Source organism: Arthrobacter sp. H41, from assembly GCF_000520535.1.
In the GTDB taxonomy this organism is placed as follows: domain Bacteria; phylum Actinomycetota; class Actinomycetes; order Actinomycetales; family Micrococcaceae; genus Arthrobacter_D.
The window spans coordinates 8,362-12,615 of the sequence record NZ_KI914828.1 but is presented as its reverse complement, the minus strand read 5'-3'; the positions used below and the strand labels follow the sequence as shown (position 1 = coordinate 12,615).

General features: G+C 66.5%; 2 protein-coding genes and 2 pseudogenes. All 4 read left to right on the top strand.

Going from position 1 to position 4,254, the window contains the following annotated elements; all coding sequences use genetic code 11:
• Positions 1-365 (top strand): annotated as a pseudogene (locus tag Y705_RS22470) (FUSC family protein); the annotation flags it as partial.
• A 195-nt stretch (positions 366-560) separates the two neighbouring features.
• Positions 561-2,537, top strand: a complete 1,977-nt coding sequence (locus Y705_RS0114465; protein WP_026533372.1) for an FAD-binding monooxygenase — start codon at positions 561-563, stop codon at positions 2,535-2,537.
• A gap of 8 nt (positions 2,538-2,545) precedes the next feature.
• Positions 2,546-4,057 (top strand): fumarylacetoacetate hydrolase family protein, encoded by a 1,512-nt coding sequence (locus Y705_RS20295; protein ID WP_049822823.1) that lies wholly within the window; start codon positions 2,546-2,548, stop codon positions 4,055-4,057.
• A 10-nt stretch (positions 4,058-4,067) separates the two neighbouring features.
• Positions 4,068-4,254: pseudogene (locus Y705_RS20290) on the top strand (5-carboxymethyl-2-hydroxymuconate semialdehyde dehydrogenase); the annotation flags it as partial.

Below are 4,254 nucleotides of genomic sequence, written 5' to 3'. Positions count from 1 at the left end.
CGATCGACCTCGCCATCCGCAACAGCAGGGTGTTCTCGCGCCGCCTCACCTCCGTCATCAACCACGCCGCACTGACCGACGAGGCCATCGCCTCCCTCAGCCAGGCGCTCGAGGACACCGCCGATGGAGTGGACGTGCTGAGCCGCGCCCTGTCCACGTCGGACGGCGCCGAGCGCCGGGCGAATCTCCGCTCCGCCCGCAATGCGCTCGCCGCCGTCGCAACGGACCTCCACCCCAAGGCACTGCACGTCCAGCGGCTCGAAGGGGAGGCACTTATTCTCCTGTTCCGGCCCCTGATCGTCGATCTCCTCGAAGCGACGGGGCTTTCGCACGAGGAAGCGGCGGTCTACCTGCCAAGACTCTAGAACCGACACGGCCAGCACCCTCCGCTGTTGGGAACAGGTTGGGCAGGTCCATGAGGAATGAATGCTTGTCACCCGCGTCCTGCCTGGCGTACAGTTTCGGATCGAGGACCATGTTTCGATTATCGAACGCCACTTTCTTTTATCGAACACAGTCCGACGGCGACGACCAGCCACACGACGAAGTGAGGAAAGTCCGTGCAGTTTCATCACCACGGTTACGTATCCGGGGACCCGCGCGTCCAGCCGGCCGCCGGAGTCGGTATCGACCGGCCTGGGGTGCTTCCCCACGAGGTCGACGTGCTCATCGTGGGCAGCGGGCCTGCCGGCATGCTGGCAGCGGCGCAACTGTCCCAGTTCCCCGGTATCACCACGCGCGTCGTGGAGCGCCGGGACGGGCGGCTCGCCATCGGCCAGGCCGACGGCATCCAGGCCCGAAGCGTCGAGACCTTCCAGGCTTTCGGTTTCGCCGAGCGAATCATCGCCGAGGCCTACCGGATCACCGAGATGGCGTTCTGGAAGCCGGACCCGAAAGACCCTTCGCGCATCGTCCGCGCCGCCCGCGCCGTCGACGACGCGACGGGCATCAGCGAGTTCCCGCACCTCATCGTCAACCAGGCCCGCGTACTGGACTACTTCGCCGAGTTCATGGCGAACTCGCCCACGCGTATGTCCCCCGACTACGGGTTCGAATTCGTCGGCCTCGACGTCACCGGCGACGGCGCCTACCCGATCAGCGCGCGGCTTCTTTCCACAGCCGGCCCCGACGAAGGCAAGGAGCGCATTGTTCGAGCCAAGTTCGTGGTCGGCGCGGACGGCGCACGCAGCAGGGTTCGGGAATCGATCGGCTGCACGCTCGCCGGCGATCAGGCCAACCATGCCTGGGGCGTCATGGATGTCCTCGCGACCACGGACTTCCCCGACATCCGGCTGAAGTGTGCCATCCAGTCCGGCACGGGCGGCAGTATCCTCCTGATCCCGCGCGAAGGCGGCCATCTTTTCCGCATGTACGTCGACCTCGGAGTGGTCGACCCGAACGGCAAAGGGGCCGTGCGCGGGACGACCATCGAGGAGATCATTGCCAAGGCCAACGCCATCCTCCACCCCTATACGCTCGACGTGCGCAATGTCGCCTGGCACAGCGTGTACGAGGTGGGCCACCGGCTCACCGACCGGTTCGACGACGTCCTTCCGGAGGAACCCGGCACCCGTACGCCGCGCGTGTTCATCACCGGTGACGCCTGCCACACGCACAGCGCGAAGGCCGGCCAGGGCATGAACGTCTCCATGCAGGACGGCTTCAATCTGGGGTGGAAGCTCGGGCACGTGCTTGAGGGCCGCAGCCCGGAGAGCCTGCTGTCCACGTATTCGGCCGAGCGCCAGGTCATTGCCAAGGACCTCATCCACTTCGACAAGGAGTGGTCCACACTCATGGCGAAGAAGCCCGAGGAGTTCGAGAGCCCCTCCGAGCTGGAGGACTTCTACGTGCGCACCGCTGAATTCCCCGCCGGCTTTCGGACCCAGTACGCGCCTTCCATGCTTGTCGCCGTGCCGGAGCACCAGGACCTGGCTCCCGGTTTTCCCATCGGCAAGCGCTTCAAGTCCGCGCCCGTGGTGCGGGTCTGCGACACCAATCCCGTGCACCTCGGTCACCAGGCCAGGGCGGACGGCCGGTGGCGCATCTACGTCTTCGCCGACGCGGCATCCCCCGAATCAGGACAGCAGTGCGCGGCGTCGCCCGGAGCCGCCTTCGCCGACTGGATCACGAACTCGCCGGAATCGCCCCTGACCGCGACGCCGTCGAACGCTGACCGGAACGCATGGTTCGACGTCAAGGTGATCTACCAACAGGACCACGCGAACATCGACATCGGAGCCGTCCCGGCTGTGTTCAAACCGCAGGTGGGTCCGTTCCACCTCACCTACCTCGAGAACGTCTACGCCGTCGACCCGGCAGCAGACATCTTCGACCTGCGCGGCATCGACCGCGGCGGCGTCGTCGTGGTGGTACGTCCGGACCAGTACGTGGCCGACGTCCTGCCGCTGACGGCGACGGCTGAGCTCGCCGCATTCTTCGCGCCCATCCTGTCGACGGGAGGACCTCAGGTGGTCCGGCCCGCTGGGCTACCCCATGCACGCACCGCAGACCCGGATCTCGTGAGCAACCGGACGTGAGGAGAACTTTGAAGCAGGTCACCGACAACACCCTGGCGGAAGCCCGCAAGGTCATCGCCGTCCACATCAACTACCCCAGCCGTGCCGCCCAGCGTGGACGCACTCCGGCCCAGCCCTCCTACTTCCTGAAGCCTTCCTCATCCCTGTCGCTGAGCGGGTCCATCGTGGAGCGGCCCGCCGGCTGCGAGTTGCTGGGCTATGAAGGCGAAATTGCCCTGATCATCGGCAAGCCTGCCCGTCGCGTCAGCATCGAGGACGCCTGGAACCACGTGGAATGGGTCACCGCGAGCAATGACCTCGGCGTCTATGATCTCCGTTCTGCGGACAAGGGCTCCAACCTCCGTTCCAAGGGTGGCGACGGCTTCACCCCGGTGGGTCCGGTGCTCATCCCGGCAGACGCCGTCGACCCCGCCGGACTGCGTATCCGCACCTGGCACAACAGCGAGGTGGTCCAGGACGACACCACGGAGGACCTGCTCTTCCCCTTCGCGCGACTGGTGGCTGACCTCTCACAGCTGCTCACCCTCGAAAAGGGGGACATCATCCTCACCGGCACGCCGGCCGGGGCGTCGGTCGCCGAACCCGGCGACGTCGTCGAGGTGGAAGTCAGCGGGGCCGAATTCGCCACCGGGCGGCTGATCACCCAGGTGGCGAAAGGCTCGACGCCGTTCGGCGACTTCGGTGCCCAGCCCACGGCTGATGACGTCCAGCGGGAGGAGGCGTACGGGTCACGCGAAGCCGCCGGACTACCGGCAATGCTTTCCGCGCTGAGCCCGGAGCTGAAACGAAAGCTCGAAAGCGTCTGCACGGCAACGCTGTCCTCCCAGCTGCGCAAGCGCGGCCTCAATAACGTCAGCATCGACGGCCTCACCGCCACCCGGCCGGACAGGCGGGTCGTCGGTCTGGCCCGGACCTTGCGCTACGTACCCAACCGGGAGGATCTCTTCCGGACCCACGGCGGAGGCTTCAACGCCCAGAAGCGGGCCATCGACTCCGTTCGTGAAGGCGAGATCCTGGTGATGGAAGCCCGCGGCGAAAAGGGCACCGGAACCGTCGGGGACATCCTCGCCCTGCGCGCCCAGGTCCGTGGCGCGGCCGCCATCATCACCGACGGCGGCGTCCGGGACTTCTCCGCCGTGGCGGCCATGGAGCTGCCCACCTACTACGCCAACCCGCACCCCGCCGTCCTGGGCCGGCGCCATATCCCGTGGGACACCGACATCACCATCGCGTGCGGCGGCGCGACCGTCCAGCCCGGTGACATCATCGTGGCCGACGCCGACGGCATCCTGGTGATCCCGCCCGCGCTGGCCGAGGAAGTGGCGGACGAGTCCATCGCCCAGGAACGCGAGGAAATCTTCATCACGGAAATGGTGGAACAGGGCCACAGCGTGGACGGCCTGTATCCGTTGAACACCGAATGGCGGACGAAGTACCAGGAATGGGAAACGGCCAGGGCCATGCCGGGCGCCTACCCGGCCCAGGCCGCGTCAACCGACCGTTCCACCCCACAGGACTAAGGAGAAGACGATGACGTTCACCGCCGAAAAGGCCGAAACCCGGTACGTTCCCAAGGACCTGCCCACGCACATCCAGCACTACATCAACGGTGAATTCGTGGATTCGGTGGGTGGAGGGACCTTCGACGTCCTGGATCCGGTGTCCAACACCAACTACGCCACGGCCGCGGCCGGCCAGAAAGAGGACATCGACCTGG